At 65.9% G+C, this 17,018-nt stretch carries 14 protein-coding genes; 8 read left to right on the top strand and 6 right to left on the bottom strand.

Annotation, left to right across the window (positions count from 1 at the left end; translation table 11 throughout):
* The first annotated feature begins 210 nt into the window (after positions 1 to 210).
* Positions 211 to 1,857: an AMP-binding protein gene (locus ON40_RS20500; RefSeq protein ID WP_051193353.1), complete on the top strand. Its 1,647-nt coding sequence runs from the start codon at positions 211 to 213 to the stop codon at positions 1,855 to 1,857.
* A gap of 83 nt (positions 1,858 to 1,940) precedes the next feature.
* Here the strand turns inward: ON40_RS20500 and ON40_RS20495 are convergent, their stop codons facing one another.
* From ON40_RS20495 to ON40_RS20485, 3 genes are all read right to left on the bottom strand, one after another.
* A complete protein-coding gene (locus ON40_RS20495; RefSeq protein WP_040825239.1) occupies positions 1,941 to 2,873 on the bottom strand; it encodes a cyclase family protein in 933 nt (310 codons plus the stop codon).
* Between the two features lie 130 nt (positions 2,874 to 3,003).
* Positions 3,004 to 3,564 carry a nuclear transport factor 2 family protein gene (locus ON40_RS20490; protein WP_218008824.1) on the bottom strand — a complete coding sequence of 187 codons (561 nt, stop codon included), beginning with the start codon at positions 3,562 to 3,564 and terminating at the stop codon, positions 3,004 to 3,006.
* 5 nt (positions 3,565 to 3,569) lie between these two features.
* Complete coding sequence (locus ON40_RS20485) at positions 3,570 to 5,195, bottom strand: FAD-dependent oxidoreductase (RefSeq protein ID WP_040825238.1); 1,626 nt, start codon at positions 5,193 to 5,195, stop codon at positions 3,570 to 3,572.
* Between the two features lie 645 nt (positions 5,196 to 5,840).
* Here ON40_RS20485 and ON40_RS20480 point away from each other — a divergent pair.
* The 3 genes from ON40_RS20480 (at position 5,841) to trxA (ending at position 9,928) form a co-directional block, all read left to right on the top strand.
* Positions 5,841 to 7,778: a flavin-containing monooxygenase gene (locus ON40_RS20480; protein WP_040825237.1), complete on the top strand. Its 1,938-nt coding sequence runs from the start codon at positions 5,841 to 5,843 to the stop codon at positions 7,776 to 7,778.
* Positions 7,779 to 7,888: 110 nt separating this feature from the next.
* Positions 7,889 to 9,580 (top strand): UGSC family (seleno)protein, encoded by a 1,692-nt coding sequence (locus ON40_RS48245; RefSeq protein ID WP_051193351.1) that lies wholly within the window; start codon positions 7,889 to 7,891, stop codon positions 9,578 to 9,580.
* Between the two features lie 21 nt (positions 9,581 to 9,601).
* Positions 9,602 to 9,928 carry a thioredoxin gene (trxA, locus tag ON40_RS20470; protein WP_040825236.1) on the top strand — a complete coding sequence of 109 codons (327 nt, stop codon included), beginning with the start codon at positions 9,602 to 9,604 and terminating at the stop codon, positions 9,926 to 9,928.
* A 73-nt stretch (positions 9,929 to 10,001) separates the two neighbouring features.
* Here the strand turns inward: trxA and ON40_RS20465 are convergent, their stop codons facing one another.
* Positions 10,002 to 10,787 carry an SDR family NAD(P)-dependent oxidoreductase gene (locus ON40_RS20465; protein ID WP_040825235.1) on the bottom strand — a complete coding sequence of 262 codons (786 nt, stop codon included), beginning with the start codon at positions 10,785 to 10,787 and terminating at the stop codon, positions 10,002 to 10,004.
* Between the two features lie 332 nt (positions 10,788 to 11,119).
* Here ON40_RS20465 and ON40_RS20460 point away from each other — a divergent pair, with 332 nt between their 5' ends.
* Together ON40_RS20460 and ON40_RS20455 are read left to right on the top strand one after the other, a co-directional pair.
* Entirely contained in the window at positions 11,120 to 11,920 is an 801-nt protein-coding gene (locus tag ON40_RS20460; RefSeq protein ID WP_157186355.1) for a GDSL-type esterase/lipase family protein, read from the top strand.
* Between the two features lie 25 nt (positions 11,921 to 11,945).
* Positions 11,946 to 12,731, top strand: a complete 786-nt coding sequence (locus tag ON40_RS20455) for an SDR family NAD(P)-dependent oxidoreductase (protein WP_157186354.1) — start codon at positions 11,946 to 11,948, stop codon at positions 12,729 to 12,731.
* 64 nt (positions 12,732 to 12,795) lie between these two features.
* Here ON40_RS20455 and ON40_RS20450 read toward each other — a convergent pair whose 3' ends face one another.
* Positions 12,796 to 13,056: a NifU family protein gene (locus ON40_RS20450; protein ID WP_040825232.1), complete on the bottom strand. Its 261-nt coding sequence runs from the start codon at positions 13,054 to 13,056 to the stop codon at positions 12,796 to 12,798.
* A 136-nt stretch (positions 13,057 to 13,192) separates the two neighbouring features.
* On the opposite strand from ON40_RS20450, the gene ON40_RS20445 reads away from it, so the two are divergent.
* The gene (locus tag ON40_RS20445; protein ID WP_040825231.1) at positions 13,193 to 15,016 is read left to right on the top strand and encodes a flavin-containing monooxygenase; all 1,824 of its coding nucleotides are present in this window, start codon (positions 13,193 to 13,195) and stop codon (positions 15,014 to 15,016) included.
* Complete coding sequence (locus ON40_RS20440) at positions 15,013 to 15,948, top strand: zinc-dependent alcohol dehydrogenase (RefSeq protein ID WP_040825230.1); 936 nt, start codon at positions 15,013 to 15,015, stop codon at positions 15,946 to 15,948. The genes ON40_RS20445 and ON40_RS20440 overlap by 4 nt, the downstream gene beginning before the upstream one ends.
* A gap of 216 nt (positions 15,949 to 16,164) precedes the next feature.
* Here the strand turns inward: ON40_RS20440 and ON40_RS20435 are convergent.
* Positions 16,165 to 17,018: NAD(P)(+) transhydrogenase (Re/Si-specific) subunit beta (locus ON40_RS20435; protein WP_040825229.1), on the bottom strand; the 854-nt coding region annotated here is incomplete at its 5' end.

Here is a 17,018-nt window from a genome sequence, read left to right as displayed (position 1 = left end):
GCACTGTTCGAAAAGCCCCGCCCGTTCTGTGCATCCGGGCGGGGCTCAGGCGTTGGCGCATCGGGATCGAAGGTAGTGACGCGTTCGGGAACGGACCTGCGGTACGCACCGGCGAACTGTAATAAGTATACTAAATAGCGTGGAAGAAGAATCCTTCGCGGTGCGGGTGGATTCTCGGTCAACGACCAAGGCGATGGAGGTGGGCTGCCGATGGCCCTGACACGTGAGCAGCGGGACGAAGACCTGAAGTGGCTGCGCGAGCGCTGGTATCGCGAAGGGCACTACTCGTCGCATACCCTCCCCGCGACGCTGGACAAGGCATGTGTCGAATTCGCCGACGCGCAATTCGTCTTCGCCTCGGAGGCCGAGCGAGTGGTGCTCTCGCTCGCGGAGATCGTCGACCAGGGTCGACGGGTTGCCGGCGGGCTGCGCCGGTTGGGTGTGCGCCCCGGCGATGTAGTCGCGGTCCAGGTGCCGAACCGGCCCGAGCTGATGGCGTCCATTTTCGGGACGTGGCTGGCCGGCGCGGTCCTGATCCCCATCACACATATCTACGGTCCGGCCGAACTGAGTGCGATCATCCGCGACGCTGGCGCGAAAGTGCTTGTTGTTCCGGATGCCTGGCGTTCGATCGACTTCCTGGACCGGCTCGCCCGCTTGGACGTGGGCCCCTCGCTCGAACATACCGTCGTCATCGGTTCTCGATCCGTCCCGGGCAGCGTGCCCTGGTCCGAGCTGATCGCCGAGGACGACGGGGACGAGTCACCGGTGTCGGTGAACGCCGACGACGTGTGCGCGGTGATCTACACCTCCGGCACCACCGGCGTGCCGAAAGGCGTTCAGCACACGCATAATTCACTGCTGTGCGAGCTGCGCAAGGGTGACCGGATGAACGAGTTGGAGCGCGAGGACAGCAGACTCATCCCCTGGCCGTCTGGGCATGTCGCGGGCCTGCTGGCGGTGTGCGGCGCGATTACCAGCGGTGTCGGCACCGTGCTGATGGATCGCTGGCAGGACGCTCTGGCTGTCGAGTTGATCGAGCAGTACCGGTGTACGATCACCAGCGGCACCCCGCTGCACGTCGGCGCGATCCTGGACGTCGCTGCCGCCACCGGACGCGATATCTCGAGTCTGCGATTCGTCCAGGTGGGTGGCACCAATGTCGCGCCCGCACTGGTCGAGCGGGCCGACAATGCGGGAATCGTGGTCGCCCGCGCGTACGGCAGCACCGAGCATCCCCGTTGTGCCACATCGCCTTTGGATGCCTCGGTGGCCAAGCGGACCCGCACCGACGGCATGGTCCGCTTCGGTGACGAGGTGCAGATCGTGGGCGGCGACTTCAATCCAGTCCCGGTCGGTTCCGAGGGCGAGATCGTCACGCGCGGTCCGAGCCGATTCCTCGGCTACCGCGATCCGAGCCACGACGAGAGCGCATTCCTGCCCGGCGGCTGGTTCCGCACCGGGGATATCGGCCGGTTGGACGCCGAGGGTTATCTGACGGTTACCGACCGGCTCAAGGACATCATCATCCGCGGCGGTGAGAACATCGCGTCCAAGGAGGTCGAGGACATCCTGGCCACCCACCCGCGGGTGCAGATGGTGGCAGTGGTCGCCGAGCCGGACGCGAAATACGGTGAGCGCGTAGCGGCATTCCTGGTGCTGCACGACGACGGCACGCTGGAATTGCCCGAGGTCCGGGAATTGTTCGCCCGCGCCGGAGCCGCGCCGCAGAAGGCCCCCGAACGCCTCGAGGTGGTCACCGAGCTGCCCTTGGCGCCCTCGGGCAAGATTCGCAAGTTCGAACTGCGTGACCGGCTGCACGCCGAGGCCCGGATCCGTTCATCCGTGCCCGACTGAGGTTGGCGCGGTTCGGTATTCGATGACGACCCCCAAGGCGGTACCGGGATCGCTCGCGGTCTCGGTACCGCCTTGGCCGATGGCTACCGGATAGCCACCGGGTTGACCATGCCGCCGGTGCTGAACAGGAACGGCTCTGGTGTGGCGTTGAGCAGGAAGGTGTAGCGGCGGTCTCGGGCGCATGCGGTGGCGAGGTCCTCCAGAACCCAGTTCTGTCCCTGCAGCATTCCCATCATCACCAGGCACAGCACGTGCACCGGCAGGACGATCTCGCCGATATTCGACGGCAGCAGCTCCATCGGCATATTGTCGATCGCCGCGGCTGCGGCTCGGCGATCGTGGAAGAACAGGGGAGCGTCGTAGTCCAGGGCCGGGACCGGGCGCTGGCGGTAACCGGCGAGGTCACCGTCCAGGAAATAGCCGATCTGTCCGGTCCGGACCAGGACGATATCGCCCTCTTCGATCTTCACGCCCTGCGCCTTCTCCGTGGACTCGAGGACCGCGCGGGTCACGGCGAATCCGGTCGGCAGCCGGTCGACGCCCTGATGCCGGGCCACATCGAGCAGCACACCGCGCGAGACGATCGTGCCCGCGGCCTCGATGCCGAGTTCGGCCGCACCGGCGGCGTCCACGGTGTCTGCGGGTATGCCGTTGTACATGACACCGCGATGGCTGCAGTGCGACAACGCATCCCAGTGGGTGGCCGCCTGGGTGGGCGTCACCACGATGTCGTCGCTGTAGGCGCATGCGTCGGGAGAGTCGGTCATCGGTGCGTTCACCGCGAGCATGGTCCGGACCGGGTTGATCCGCCCGGGTACGCCGACGCCGTTCTGCGGTCCCTGCAGCGACAGCGGCAGTGCGAGTGAGAATGCCTCGCCGGTGACTACCGCGGCGATTCCCCGCCGGATCGCCTGGGGCGTAATGAAATTGAGGGTCCCGCGTTGATCGGACTCACCCCAGCGTCCCCAGTTGCTCACCTGTGACGCCAGGACTTCGAACTCGGCGACTGATACCACGATTCACACTCTCTTTCGGCGACGACTTGACAAGTTGACTGATTGAACGGCGAGAGCAAGCGGCGGGTGAGTCGACCTGGGCCCGCGGCAGCGGTGGCCCGCCGCGTAATTGCGACGGGCCATCACTCAGCTACAAACCCAGGGTCGGATAGGAAAGATCCGTCCGATCTCGCGTGCCACTCGGCGCGGAGTGCTTGGTGTCCGGGATCGCGGCGTGCCGGCCTTGGTACAGAATGTCGGCTACATAGGTCCGGTGATCGATCGCCCACCGGCCCTCGCGCAGCGACCATCGGTCGAGATACCGGCCGCGGTGCTGCTGGTCGGTGACCGTCCCGTCCACCGGGATGGTCTGCAGCCACACCGCGACATACGTCTCACTGACCGCGGTGCCTGATTCGAGGTCCACATCGATTAGGGCGTTGCTCACCAGATGTGAATGGGCACGGAAGCCCGCGTGGTATTCCCAGACGAAGTCCAGGAATCCGGATCCGCTGCCGCGATAACCGGGACCGTAGTCGGCGGTGCCATCGGCATGCCACACCCGTTCGGCCAGCGTGCGATCCATCCGGTCGAGCCCGCGGCTGTAGGAGTGCAGTTGTTCGGTGATCGCCTGTTTGGCCGCCAGTGCGGCGATCACGTCGCGGTCCGCGGACATGGCGCTGGTGCACTGTGTCGCGTGGGATTTCGGCACGGGTTTCACTCGCCCCCGCCGACGATGTCGAGCACCGCGAGATAGGCGAAGGCCAGGGAGGACCCGATCGGCGTGCCGGCGCCGGGGTACACCCTGCCCGACATCGCGGCCATCGTGTTGCCGGTCGCGTACAGCCCCTCGATCGGCCGGCCGTCCTCGCGCAGGACACGGGCGTTCTCGTCGGTGCTCAGCCCGCCCTTGGTGCCGATATCGGACAGTACGATGGTCGCGGCATAGAACGGACCCTGCCCGATCGGCTGCACGAGTGCATTCGGCCAGTCGCCGGTGATCGGCACCACGTAGTTCAGGGTCGTTCCCGATTCGGGTGTTCCCGGTACATAGGAGAAGCCGACCACATGCTGGTACATCTGGTCCCATGGCGTCTCGCCGCGATGGAACTGCTCATCCACGCCGCTCGGTGCGAAACTGTTGAATTCCCGGACGGTTTCACGCAGATTCTCCACCGGCACTCCGATGATCTCGGCCAGTTCCTCGAGCGTATCGGCCGTGCGCAGGGCGCCGGAGTCGAACCATTCCGGCCGCACCGGGGCGGCCGGGTCGCCGCCGAAGCTGTCGCGGTCCAGCTGTCGCTGATCGAAAACCCAGTGAACCCGCGAATGATCGACATCGGTGCTGGTGTGCTGGCGGCGCATCTCGTGTCCGGCCCGGTCGTAGGGCTGGATCTCGTTCATGAAGCGGCGGCCTTCGCCGTTGACCCAGATGCCGCCGCGTAGACCGGCGAAGAAGATCGGCCGTCCGTCGGGCTGGACCAGGGCGGGCACATGCCATGCCTCCTCGAGCAGGTCCGTGGCCGCGCCGATCGCGATTCCGGCCAGCAGCGCGTCACCGGTGTTCTCCGGTGCGCCGTGCGACCATTCGTCGGCCGGGGGCACCACGCCGTATTTCTCGCGCAGTTCAGCGTTGTGCTCGAAACCACCTGCGGCCAGCAGCACTCCGCGGCGGGCGCGAATCGTGACCGGTTCGCCCTTGCTCACCGCCTGTACGCCGACGACGCGGTCGTGCTCGACCAGCAGGCCGGTCAGCCCGGTGTCGAGGCGGTAGATGCCGTTGCCGGTCTCCACGAAAGCCTTTGCGGCGCGGCCGATCAGGGCACGACCGCCATTGAGCACCGGGCCCTCCGGCTCGCCCCAGCGCTCCTCGGGGATGGAGCGCCGCACGAGCGGGGCGATCTCGCCGAGGGCCTCGATCGTGACGTCGGGCGGGAAAATTGAATGTCCGGCAGGGGAGAAGCCGGGACGACCGGCGAAATATTCCGGTACGGGCGCGTAGAAGAACGATTGGAACCACGGGTTCTGTTCGAGTTCGTCGATCAGTTGCGCACCCGCCCGCAGGTAGGCGTCCTGGCGCGAGATCCGCGAATCGTCCGCGATGATGCTGCGCAGGTATTCCCGGGATCCCTCGACGCCGTCGGTGATTTCGGCGCGTTGCACAGGGGCACTGCCCGGAAACCAGATTCCGGCGCCGGAATAGGCGGTCGTGCCGCCCAACAAGCCTGTTTTCTCGATGACGAGAGTCCGGAGGCCGCGGGACGCGGCCACATAGGCCCCGATCAGACCACCGCCTCCGGATCCGACGACCACGACGTCGAAGGTTTCCTCGTCAGTGGACATAGCTATCTCCTTGCTGTCTTGTCTCGGAGCCATTCGACGCCGGTCCGGTCGCTGGGATGGCCTTCGATGGCGCCTCGGCCTCGAGCGCTGCGGCTCGCCCACGCCGCGCGCTGAGTGACCTGAGTCACGGTCGGGTGGTGGACCACAGTGTGAGGGGTGGGCCCGCTCGATCGGCGTGGGATTTCCGCTGAGCGAGATGGAGGCGCGGTCGATGTGGGGCCCGGCCGGAATTGTGCGACCAGTGCGACAGTCGGGTGCCGGTTCGCAGCGGCGGAGTTACTGTGCGGATTCATTGTCATGAATAACGAAAGGAGGATGTCCTAGCTGCCGGGTGTCAGCGTCGAAGAATATGTGGGTCGCGGCGTCGATATCTGTCGCTCCCGTGGCTTCGAGCCTGGTGATCATGCTTGTCCTTCAGCTTGATATGTGTGGTGGCAGTGGTGAATTTGCTGCGTGGACCGCTCGTCCCGGTTCGCGTGCGGTCGCTGCCGCATCTGGTGGTGGTGCCGGATTGCGCCAACGGCATCGGTCCTCCCGCGGTTCGGAGGTACATCCGGGTCGGCCATATAAGTATACTTAATTGGTCTCAATGTCAGAGATCGGCTGCTCGCCGTCTGTGCGGGCATCGCCGGAGAAAGGAGTCCTATGACCTCCGAGGACAGCGCCGTCTCGACCGTACGGCAGGAGGTGGACGAGGCGTTCGTCAACCGTGCGCTGGACGATGCGGACCTGAATGCCCTGCGTCTGGCGCTCTATCAGGCCACGGGCGACGAAGAGCTGCTCGCGCTGAAGTTGAAGACGGTGACGATCTACGGCGGCGCGACCACCCACACCCTGGTCGATGAATCGGACCGGGGCGTGCTGCGGGCGAAGGCGACCGAATTTCTGCTGAACAAGCCGGTCGACTTCGTCGAGCGCATACCCGACGATGTCGAACTGCGTGGCCTGATGGAGGCGTTCCGCAAGGAGAAGCTCACCGACAAGGATTGGCGGTATCGCCGCGATCTGGCCGCCTTCGACGATCCGCCGCGGCAGGCCAAGTGGAGCGGTGCCAAGCCGGAGATCCCCGCGGGATTCGAGGTGGCGATCATCGGTTCGGGCTTCGGCGGTATCGCCATCGCGGTTCAGCTCGAACGCCTCGGCATACCGTACGTCGTCTACGAGAAGCGCTCCGAACTCGGCGGAACCTGGAGCAGCAGCGCCTATCCCGATGTGCGCGTCGATACGACGAACTTCCTGTACCAGTACTTCTTCGAGAAGAACTACCCCTGGACCGAATACTTCGCCCGCGCGGACGAGGTGCGCAACTACCTCGAGCATGTGGCCAAGAAGCATGGCGTTTACGAGCACATCAGCTTCGATACCGAGGTCAAAGCGGCGGTCTTCGACGAGAAGTCGGGGACCTGGGCCGTCGATCTCGTGGTCGAGGGGCAGGCCCGCCGGGTCAGCGCGAACGCGGTCGTCAGTGCGACAGGAACTTTCGCCACCCCCAAGCGATTCGACGCGCCCGGCGTGGGGGACTTCCAGGGTCACCTCGTGCACACCGCCGAGTGGACGGGTGCCGAGGAACTCGACGGACGCGACGTCGCCATCATCGGAAATGGTTCCAGCGGTGTGCAAATGCTGAACTACATCCGCCAGCGAGCCAAGAGCGTCACGGTGTACCAGCGCACCCCGCAGTACATCACCGGACGCGAGCGCTACGGTGAGCCGATCCCGGCGGAGACGCGCTGGTTGCTGGATTCCATGCCTTATTACTGGAATTGGTACTGCTATTCGATCGCGACCATGCGTCTGGGGGGCCAGCGTATGCAGGAGCCGGACCCGGAGTGGAAGGCCAAGGGCGGTCTGGTCAGCGAGGCGAGCGATGCGTTCCGGGCCGATCTGCTGCGCTATATGGAAACCAAGGTGGGCGGCCGACCCGACCTGGTGGCGAAGTTGACTCCGAAGCACGCGCCGATGGCGCGTCGGCAGATCGTCGACAACAACTGGTACGCCTCGCTGCTGGAGGACAACGTCGAGCTGGTGACCGACGGTATCGAGCGGATCACCCCGACGGGTATCCGCGCCGCCGACGGTACCGAGCGCAAGACCGATCTGATCATCACCGCAACGGGTTACGCGGTGCAGAAGTACCTGTGGCCGACCGCCTACCGCGGTCTGGGCGGCGCGGATCTCGAGCAGCGGTGGAACGATCCGGAGAAGGGCGGTCCACGCGCCTACCTGAGCATCACCGTGCCCGACTTCCCGAATTTCTTCATCCTCTACGGGCCGAACTCGCAGAACCGCGCCGGTTCGCTGATCGTGTGGATGGAGATCTGGTCGCGCTATATCGGTGAGGCGCTGGTGTCGTTGATCGAGAGCGGGAACCGTTACGTGACGGTTCGGCGCGAGGTCTTCGAGGACTACAACAAGCGTCTGGACGAGGCCATGCTCTCGCTGATCTGGTACGACGAGGGCTCGCGCGATCGCAACTACTACGTCAACGAGTTCGGCCGGCAGCAGGTGAACGTGCCGTGGCGACTCGAGGACTATCACGAGCTGCTGGAGAAGTTCCGGCCGGACGAGTACCACTTCGGCTGATCCGTTCATCCGCCGACTATCCGATAAATGAGTGCACTGATAAATCCAATTTTCTGTTCCACAAACTCAGTCCAGCGCTCCGGGCGGGAGCGCGCCAGTGAGGAGAAACCATGACAATCGAGACCACCGAGGTTCGAACGGTGATCGAGGTCGTCGATCCGACGGCCGACAAGATCAATGCGGGCGCGAATTCGCTTGCGCCGCGGTTGGATACGCTGAACGGCAAGGTGTTAGGCCTACTGTCCAACAGCAAGCCCAATGCCGAGGTCGCCCTGCAGGCCGTCGCGGCCGAGATCGCCGCGACCTATCCCGGGGTCGAGATCCGGCTATACCAGGGTTCCATCCGGTTCGAGAAAGAGCTGCTCGATCGTGCCATCGAGGAGAGCGACGCACTGCTGGGCGCGACTGCCGACTGTGGTGCGTGCACCTCGTGGCTGATCCACGACGGCGCGCGTGCGGAGAAGGCAGGCGTCCCGCAGGTCACCATCGTCGCGCGCGGCTTCGAAACCGATACCGACACCAGCGCAAAGGTTTTCGGTGTTCCGGATTTGCAGTACGTCGTGGTGCCGCGGGTCTTCACCGCGTTGACCGCCGAGCAGGCCGCCGAGCAGACCATCGGCACCGCCGATGAGATCATCCGCCTGCTGACCACGAGTCCGGTCGGCGCAGAGGCCGCCGAGCTCGCCGAGGGCAAGCAGGACACCTACACCTTCACCGGTGCCGGTCCGGTGGAGGCTCTCCAGGCCTTCAACGAGTACTTCCTGGACCACGACTTCGGTGACGGGCTGCCGCTGGTCCCGCCGACGCGCGAGCGGGTGGAGGCGATCATCGCGGCGCAGAGTCAGGCGCGTGACGAGCTGATCCTGACCGTCCCCCCGGTGCACGGTCACGCGACACTGGAGAAGATCGCGGTGAACGCCGCCATGGCGGGAGTTCTGCCGCAGGAACTTCCGGTGGTCATCGCCGCACTGAAGGCCATCGCCGACTGCCCGCCGCCGATGAACCTGTCGGTGCTGATGTCGACCGGTGCGTTCGCACCGGTGGTGATGGTGAACGGGCCGATCGTCGAGCGGTTGGGCATCAACAGCGTGCGCAGCGTGCTCGGTCCGGGCAGCAAGAACCGGGTGGGTATCCGCATCGGTCGCGCGATCGGGCTGGTGTTGCGCAACCTCGGGCTGTGGATTCCGGGCCGGATGGATCTGGACACCATCGGCACGGTCCGCAAGAACATCCAGGTGTTCGGCGAGAACGAGGCCGAAAGTCCTTGGGAGCCTTATAACGTCACCCAGGGCTTCCGTCCCGACGAGGACACCGTGACGGTGCTGCACTCGGTCGGTGAATGGGATCTGGGCTCCAACCACGGCGGGGTGGATGTGCGCCTGCGCTCGCTGGCCGCGCGCACGCCCACCCTCACACAGGTGGGCTTCATGACCAAGACGCTCGGCGGCCTCACCGGTGCGGAGGACGGCGTCTTCTATCTGATCCCGCCGGAGACCGCGAAGCGGTTCTCCGATGCCGGACTGTCCAAGGACGCGGTGAAACGCTACTTCCTGCACAACGTCCGCCGGCCGATCGCCGACATCATCGCGCCGTTCGAGGACTTCCACGCCCGCGGCCTGATCAAGCCGGAGTGGGAATGGCTGTTCCAGCTCAGCCGCGAGGAGCAGCGGTCCCAGACCATCCAGGCCTTCCTGGATCCGTCCACGATCCAGATCGCGGTCGCGGGTCACGGGACGCCGAAGGAATTCGTCTTCGGCACGATGACCACGCCGATCACCCGGAAGATCGCCGCACTCGGCTGATCGCACGGAAGGAGAGTGTTCATGGGCAAGGTGCGTACGGTCACCGACCAGGATTTCGACGAGATCGTGCTGGACAGCGATCGTGCTGTGCTGGTGGACTTCTGGGCACCGTGGTGCGGGCCGTGCCGCATGATGGGGCCGATCCTGGACACCATGGCTCAGCAGCACGACGGCAAGATCGACATCGTGAAGGTCAATGTGGACGAGAGTCCGGTGACGGCCAAGCGATACAGCGTGCTGTCGATGCCGACGCTGCTCGTCTTCGATCACGGTGAGGTCGTCACCACGCTCGTCGGGGCCAAGCCGCGCACGATGATCGAGAAAGCTCTTGGCAGCTATCTCGCGTGACCGGAAGGGAAATGCCTCTCGCCCCATATTATCCAGGGGCGGAAGGCATTCCGGTGTCATCTCGGGTGCTGGATCACAGCTTCCCGTATGGGAACTTGCGTCCGGTGCCGCCGTCGACCACCAGCGTCTGGCCGGTGATCCATTGCGACAGATCACTCAGGAAGAATGCAATGGCCGAGGCGATGTCGTGTGGCTCGCCGACTCGGCCCAGCGGGACCAGCTTGCCGACCTGGTCGTAGTAGTCGGGCTCGGGATGCCGGGCGGCGACCCGGGGTGTGCGGATCTGCCCCGGGGCAACGACATTCACGCGGATGCCGGGTCCCAGCTCGAGTGCCGCGCTGCGGGCGAGGTTCACCACACCGGCCTTGGCCGCGCCGTACACCCCGTGGTTGGGCGCGGAGCGAGTTCCCGAGATCGAGCCGACGAAGACCATGGAGCCGCCCTCGGTCATCGCCTTGGACCCGACCTGCACGGCGAGGAAGACATGGCGAAGGTTGAGATCCAGTGTGCGCTGCCAGGTTTCGTCGTCGGTCTGGGCGAGCGGGCCCGAATCGGAGATGCCGATGATATCGGCCAACCCGTGCAGCGGGCCGAACGCCGCGATCGCCTCGGCGAAGATGCGCTCGACGTCGGCGCGGTCAGTCGCATCGCCGGTGATGGCCAGGCCACCGACCTCCTCGGCGACTGCCGCAGCGCGTTCGGGATCTGTGTCGACCACCGAGACCTTGGCGCCGAGGCTCGCGGCGGCGTGACTGGTCTGGCGGCCGATGCCCAGCCCGCCGCCCAGGACGAGCACATGTCTGCCCGCGAGGCTGAGCAGGCTCGAATAGTCAGGTGTCGTGTCGATGAATGTGGACATGGGTTTCCTCTACGAGAGATCGGGTGGAATCAGATAATCCATTCATACTACTGAATCGGGTCCTTGTTCACATTATTCGGTGATATAGGTAATAGTCTTCGGAAATGTTGGTGAAAGGGATAAGTATGGAGTCGATCGCCCCGGAACCATTCGTTCGCGGTGTTTTGCCGACGCTGTCGTGGACCGACGGGAGCAGGCTACCGGAAAATGCCGTACGGAAATTGCCGGCGGATACCGTGCGGGCCGCGCGTGTGCCCGCGGGCGTGCATTTTGCGTTCACTGGTTCGGCTTCGGCGATCCGGCTCGACTTGCGGGTGGGGAGGCGAACCTCGGTGCCCGCGCCCACCATGGCCGAGGCATTCGTGGTGCGCACCGCGGGCTCGGTCACCCGTGTTCGGTTGCCCAACGACTTCGGCACGGTGGAGATCCCGCTGCCGCCGCGAGAACCCCCGCAAACCGTGCAGATCTATCTGCCCGAGCATGTCGAACTCGTCATCGACGCGATCACCCCGGTGGGCGGCGATATCGCACCGGCACCGCGTGGTCCGCGCTGGGTCGTCTACGGCGACTCGATCTCGCAGGGCTGGTCGGTGACCGAGGCGGGGCTGGCCTGGCCGTCCCTGGTCGCGGAGTCGCTCGGGCTGGATCTGGTGAATCTCGGATTCGCGGGCTCGGCCCGGGGCGAGCTGCTGACCGCCGATGCCATCGGGGGCTCGGACGCGGCGGCGGTCGCGGTGGTCTGGGGTACCAATGCCTGGTCCTCGCTGCCGACCGACGTAGGTCAGATCGCCGAGACGATGCGGGTGTTCCTCACCGCCGTGCGCCAGGGTCTGCCCGAGGTGTCAGTCGTGGTGGTCAGCCCGATCGTGCGGCCAGACGCCGAGGACGCCCGAAATCGCTTCGGCGCCACGCTGTCCGATCTTCGCGGCGCACTCGAATCGGCGGTGCGCCGATTCGCCGAGAGCGCCGCCGACACCCGCATAACGCTTGTTCCGGGACTGGATCTGGTCCCGGCCGAAGAACTGGTCGACGGCATACACCCCGGCGACGCCGGCCACAGGAGCCTGGCTGCCGGTGTCGCACCGCACGTGGCCGCCGGATTGGAGCTGCTCGCCGAGAACCGGCGGCAGTGAGCGAAGAGTAAGGACGCACATGGACATGACGAAGGCATTCGAACTGCCGGACAAGGTCGCGATCGTCACCGGCGCGGGCAGCGGCATCGGCGAGGCCAGCGCGCAGGTGCTGGCCGGGGCCGGCGCGCGGGTCGTGGTCGCCGATCTCGATCTGGACAATGCCACCCGGGTTGCCGAACAGATCGACAAGGACGGCGGCCGGGCGCTGGCGCGCTGGGTGGACGTCGCGGATCCGGCCTCGGTGACCGAGCTGGTGACCGGCACGGTGACCGAGTTCGGGCGGCTGGACATCCAGGTCAACAACGCTGGCATCATGTTGCGCCGTCCGGTGCTGGAGATCTCGCCCGAGGAGTTCGATCAGGTGCTGTCGGTGAACCTCAAGGGGCAGCTGTACGGCAGTCAGGCCGCGGCGCGGGTGATGGAGCCGGGGTCGAGCATCGTCAACACGCTGTCCACGATCATCGACTTCAGTACCGCGGGAACGGGATCGTATGCCGCGTCCAAGAAGGGCGGCGAGGCGCTGATCCGCACCTTCGCCGTCGAACTGGGCCCGCGCGGCATCCGGGTCAACGGCGTCGCGCCGGGTTGGACCGAGAGCGGGATCACTCGCGGTCGGCACGTGAACGAGAGGGGCGAGTTCCAGCAGGAGAGCTTCGATCAGCTCGCCGCCAAGATGACCACCGTGTCACCGCTGGGGACCGTGGCTGAGCCGATCGATTCGGCGTACGCGGTGCTGTATCTGGCCTCGCCCGCCGGGCGGCTGCTGACCGGGCACGTCATCCGGGTCAACGGCGGCGCGTCGATGACCTGACAGCCTTCGGGTCACCCTGGTCGGGACGGCCCGAAGGACTGCGGGCCGCTCGGCCCGGGCAAGGTCAGGCGGGCGTGGACTCGCTGACGATGACCTCGGTGAGCTGAATGCCTCGAGTCTGCAGGCCCTCCTCGATGAATGCCTTGAGCGATTCGCCGTCCAGTACGCACGTCGAGCAGGCGTCATTGCTGCCGCGCAAATAGTCGACGGTCAGTCGGGATTTCTCGGCCGCGAATTCGGCGAGACGGATGGATCCGCCGTCGGGCGCGACCATCGGTTCGAGGAGTCCGATCACCTCGCGAATAACGTCGACAGTGTCAGCCATGATCCAACCTCCGATTGTAGTAATGCCTCGCCCGATCAGCTGAAATAATTTCAGATCGCGGATTCGACTCGGTAATGAATATAGACACTATTTACCCATTTTCATAGTTTTCTCAAGAGAGTGATGGAGCAACGCCATGACCGAAACCCCCGGCAAAGCCGCCGATCTCGAGTGGGCACGGGCGAAATACCGAGCGGAGCGGGACAAGCGCGTCGATCCGGACCGCGCCAAGATCTTGGACCCGAACGCTCATGCCGAACTGCTGCACGACCCGTACAGTCCGGTCGTCCCGCGTGAGCCCGATAACGACGAGGTCGACGCGGTGGTCGTGGGTGGGGGCTTCGGCGGCCTGATCTCCGCCGCCGAGCTGCGCAAGCAGGGCGTGGAGCGGGTCCGGATCATCGAGAAGGCCGGCGACGTCGGCGGCGTCTGGTACTGGAACCGGTACCCGGGCGCGATGTGCGACGTCGAGTCCTATGTGTATCTGCCGATGCTCGAGGAACTGAATTACATTCCCCGGCACCGGTATTCGTTCGCGCCGGAGATCTACGCCTACACCCGGAAGCTGGCCCGGCACTTCGGCCTGTACGACCTGGCGCTGTTCCACACCGCGGTCACCGGCGCGAGCTGGGATGCCGAGGCCGGGCGCTGGACGATCAGCACCGATCGTGGCGACCGGATCACCGCCCGGTACTTCGTCGTCGCGCACGGATCGTTCAGCAGCCTGAAACTGCCCGCCATCGAGGGCATCGAGGACTTCGGTGGCAAACTGTTCCACACCTCGCGGTGGGAATACGACTACACCGGTGGCGGACCGGCGGAGAAGCTGGCGAGACTCGGCGACAAGCGCGTCGGCGTGATCGGCACCGGCGCGACCGCCGTGCAGATCGTGGCCCCGCTCGCCGAATCGGCGCAGCAGCTGCTGGTCTTCCAGCGCACGCCCTCGACCATCGGCGTGCGCAACAATGCCGAGACCGACCTGGAATGGGCCAAGACGCTCGAGCCCGGCTGGCAGCGGCGGCGGCGGGACAACTTCACCGCGATCACCAACGGGGACAAGGTCACCGAGGATCTGGTGCGGGACGGCTGGACGATCTTCTACAACACGATCCTGGAACGGCCGGACCTCGCGGACATGAGCCCGGAGGAGGTGGCCCGCGAACGCGAGCTGATCGACTTCGAGCACATGGAGAACATCCGCGAGCGCATCGATGACGTCGTGCGGGATCCCGCCGTGGCCGAGGCGCTCAAGCCCTACTACCGCTACTGGTGCAAGCGCCCGTGCTTCCACGACGAATACCTCGCCTCGTTCAACCGCCCGAACGTCCGGCTCGTCGATTCCGAGGGCAAGGGCGTCGAGCGGATCACCAGCACCGGTGTCGTGGTCGGCGGCGTCGAATATCCGGTCGACTGCCTCATCCTGGCCACCGGGTTCGATCAGGACTCCGCATATGTCGGCCGCATCGGATTCGACATCATCGGTGTCGACGGCCTGCGGCTGTCGGACAAGTGGGCGGACGGCCCGGAAACCTTCCACGGCGTGATGACCAGCGGGTTCCCCAACCTGTTCATCTTGCCGCCCAACAACACTCAGGGCACCGCGAGTGTGAACTTCGTGCACGGACTGCAGGACACCGGCGAACATATCGCGCAGGTCATCGCCGAACTCGACCGCCGGGGCGTGGTGGCCGATCCGACGAAACAGGCCGAGGACGCGTATGTCGACCATGTCGTGCACGGGTCGGGTCTGGCGATGCTGGGCAGCGGTGACTTCCTGAAGAACTGCACCCCGGGCCGCTGGAACAACGAGGGCGATCCGGAGGCCCGCCCGTCCAAGAACGTCAACTTCCCGGGCACCTCGGACATGTACTACGGGATGCTCGAAAAGTGGCGTCGCGCAGGCGAACTCGAGGGGCTGGAACTCACGCCGGCCCCGGCTCGGGCGGCGCGCGATTCGTGAGGGCCGTGCGGGGCACGCCGTCGGGGGTCCGGGTCGTCGACCAGGACGACCCCGACGGCGCGGGTGAGCTCATCACGGTGACGGCGGTCAGCATCTGCGCCTCGGATCTGCGCTATCTGAGCCGGGGCAGCAGGCAGATCGTCGGGCACGAGATCGCGGGCGTGACCCGCGACGGCACCCCCGTGGTGGTCGAGGGCGTATCGCGCTGCGATGCCTGCGCATGGTGTGCCGAGGGCCGATACAACCTGTGCCACAAGGCCGGAACCGACGTTATCGGCATGACGGTGCCCGGCGGTATGGCGGAGTTCTACCTCGCGCCGCGCTCGGCGCTGGTGCCGTTACCCGACGGCCTGCGTCCAGAGGACGCCTCCATCGTCGAACCCGGCGCGATCGCCTGGCATGCCTGCCGCAAGGGCCGGATCGGGCCCGGTGTCCGCGTCGCGGTCGTCGGCGCGGGTGCGATCGGGATTCTGGCGGTGCTGGCCGCCACCGAACTGGGTGCGGCCGAGATCGCGCTCGAGGCGCGCTATCCGCATCAGCGCGAGCTCGGCGAGCAGTTCGGCGCCTCGACACCGGGCGGGGTGTACGACGTCGTGATCGAGGCGACCGGTGCGCAGAGTGGCCTGGCCCGCTCGGTGGAGCTGGCCCGCCCGCTCGGCACGGTGGTGACCGTCGGTGTCTACGGCCCGGAGGTCCGCTGGCCCTATCGCGAGGCATTCGTCAAGGAGGTCTGCGTCGTGCCCTCGATCGCGTACTGCCACGACGAGACCGGTACCAGCGAACTGGCCCGTGTCGCAACATTATTGGTGTCCCGGCCCGATATCGCCGATACGGTGATAACGCACCGGTTCGGCATCGATGAGGCCGAGCGTGCCTTCGAGGTTGCGGCCGCGCGGCGTCCGGGCACCTGCAAGGTCGTCGTGCATCCCTGAACAGTGGCGATATATGGCAGCGGGCCCGGAGCGGGACGCTCCGTGCCCGCTGCCTGTCTCTGCCCGAGAGGTGATCCGGACGCAGAATGAGCTGTGTTGTAACACTATTCGCGTTCCGGCCCGATGCGGCACGTGAAAACGGGCCCGGAGCAATGCGCTCCGGGCCCGTCGCGGATCGCCGGCCGGCGGTGGGAGGGGCCGGCCTGCGATCCCGTTCTAGTGGACCGATTCCCGGTCCAGTGCGCGCACGATGTCCTGCACGCGTTCCTTGGCGTCGCCGAAGAGCATCTGGGTGTTCTCCCGGAAGAACAGCGGATTCTGTACGCCCGCATAGCCCGCGGCCATCGATCGCTTGAACACGATGACGTTCTCCGCCTCCCAGACCCGTAGCACCGGCATCCCGGCGATCGGGCTGCCGGGATCCTTGGCGGCGGGATTCACCGTGTCGTTCGCGCCGATCACCAGGACCACCGAGGTGTCGGCGAAATCGTCGTTGATCTCGTCCATCTCCAGCACGATGTCGTAGGGCACCTTTGCCTCGGCGAGCAGCACGTTCATGTGGCCGGGCAGGCGACCGGCGACCGGATGGATGCCGAAGCGGACCTGCACGCCGCGTGCGCGCAGCGTGGAAACCAATGCGGCGACCGGATATTGGGCCTGCGCGACGGCCATGCCGTAGCCGGGGGTGATGACCACCGAGGAGGCGTTCTCCAGCAGTTCGGCGGTTTCGGCCGCGCTGATCTCGCGGTGCTCGCCGTCCTGCGTGTCTGCGCCCGCCACGGCCTCGATGCCGAAGCCGCCCGCGATGACGGACAGGAACGAGCGGTTCATCGCCTTGCACATGATGTAGGACAGATACGCACCCGACGAGCCGACCAGCGCACCGGTGACGATCAGCAGATCGTTGTTCAGCAGGAATCCGGAAGCCGCTGCGGCCCAACCGGAATAGCTGTTGAGCATGGATACCACCACCGGCATGTCACCGCCGCCGATGGATGCCACCAGATGCCAGCCCAGCGCGAGCGCCAGCACCGTGACAGCGACCAGCAGCCAGATGTTCGGGCTAGCCA

The organism is Nocardia jiangxiensis NBRC 101359, assembly GCF_000308615.1.
Classification (GTDB): Bacteria; Actinomycetota; Actinomycetes; order Mycobacteriales; family Mycobacteriaceae; genus Nocardia; species Nocardia jiangxiensis.
This window is presented reverse-complemented; position numbering and strand designations above follow the sequence as displayed.